This window comes from Streptomyces sp. TAA040 (genome assembly GCF_000424845.1).
Window position 1 is genome coordinate 1 of the sequence record NZ_AUKR01000063.1, and the last position, 1699, is coordinate 1699.

The 1699-nt window shown below is 71.3% G+C and carries 1 protein-coding gene and 1 pseudogene; one reads left to right on the top strand and one right to left on the bottom strand.

The genetic code is table 11. The annotated features are described in order from the left end of the window. A partial coding sequence (locus tag H300_RS0121630) for an Nramp family divalent metal transporter (protein WP_051270279.1) occupies positions 1-1004 on the bottom strand: 1004 nt, incomplete at its 3' end. A 305-nt stretch (positions 1005-1309) separates the two neighbouring features. Between H300_RS0121630 and H300_RS32755 the strand changes: the two are divergent. Next, a pseudogene (locus H300_RS32755) lies at positions 1310-1699 on the top strand (chitinase); the annotation flags it as partial.

Consider the following 1699-nt stretch of genomic DNA (forward strand, 5'->3'; position numbering starts at 1 on the left):
GCACCCTCGCCGCGCCAGTGCGCAGCACCCTCGCCGCGCCAGTGCGCGACGAAGTCGGCGAACAGGAGGCTCACTCCGTGCCACACACCAACCAGCGACGAGAACGAGGCCGCGAAGAAGCCGACGAGGAAGAGCTTGGCGGTCAGGGGGTCGAAGCGGCGCTCCAGCTCGCCGCCCACGTCGAGCAGGCCGCGGTTCCCCTCGGCGAGGGTGATGTTCGCGGCGTGCAGCAGCTCGGCACCGACGATGATCATTGCGATGGTGAACACGCCGGTGGCGATGTACGCGGTGGCGTTGTCGAGCCGCATCATCCGCATCCACCCCGGCGTCCACCACCCCTTGGCGTTGACCCAGTAGCCGTACGCGGCCATGGTGATCGTCCCTCCGACCCCGCCGATCACGCCCAGGGTGTAGAGCAGCGAGCCGTCCGGGATGCTCGGCACCAGACCGGCCAGGGCCTCGCCGACGTTCGGCCCCACTCGTACCGCCAGTACCACCACGATCAGGAACATCAGCCCGACCAGCAGCGTCAGCGTACGCTCGACGACGGCGTAGCGGTTGAACCAGACGAAGGCCAGGCCGAGCAGACCGGTCGCCACGGCCCAGACCTTGAGGTCCACCAAACCCGGGAACAGCGCCGTCAGCGGCAGCGCGCTCGCCGACATCGCAGTGGCACCGTAGACGAAGCCCCACAGGACGCTGTAGACGCCGAAGTAGTGGAGCGTCCAGGTGCCGATCGAGCGCCACCCCTCGAACAGGGTCCGCCCGGAGGCCAGGTGCCAGCGCGCCGCGCCCTCGGCGAAGGCGATGCGGATGACGCAGCCGATGACGACCGCCCACAGCAGGCTGTAGCCGAACCTGCTGCCTGCCACCAGGGTGGCCACCAGGTCACCGGCCCCGATCCCGGTGGCGGCGACCACCAGCCCCGGGCCGACGGACCTCCACCGCACCGGACGGTCCGGGTCCGGCAGCACCGGACCGTGTTCCTGGCCGCTCTGGGACATCCCGGAACCTCCGCACTCGTCGCCGTTGACCGTGTGGTTCGTGCGCCGCATTCCATCCCGTGATCCACGGCGGCACAAGAGGGCCGTCGCACCGCGGCCCGGCAGGCGCTCGCAGCAGCGAGCGGATTCGGGGGCGACGGAGCGCGGTTCCGGTCCGGGCGCCACGGTGCCGGGTACGGCGCGCCGGCCGGGCGGAGCGAAGCGATGCGGGTCTTGACAAGCCGCAGTGGTCTGGACCACCTTGTAGCGCAGCGCAGGGCCCCGCGCACCCCCACCTCTCCTCTCCCCCACCTCAGGAGGAAGCCGTGGCACGCGCTCACGCACGTTCCGCACACCCCGTGCGGTCCCGGCTGCTCGCCGCAGCCGCGACCGCTGCTCTCGTCGCCGGCGGCACCCAGGCCGTCGCCACCGCCCAGGCGGACGAGACCGCCCCGCAGGAGGGCCCGAGCCCCTCGGGCGCCGCCGCCGTGCCGGCACACGCCGTGACGGGGTACTGGCAGAACTTCGACAACGGCGCCACCGTCCAGAAGCTGGCTGACGTACAGGACGCCTACGACATCATCGCGGTCTCCTTCGCCGACGCCGCCACCACGGCGGGCAAGGTCGAGTTCAACCTCGACCCGGCGGTCGGCTACAACTCCGAGGCGGAGTTCAAGGCGGACATCGCCGGCAAGCAGGCCGACGGCAAGTCCGTG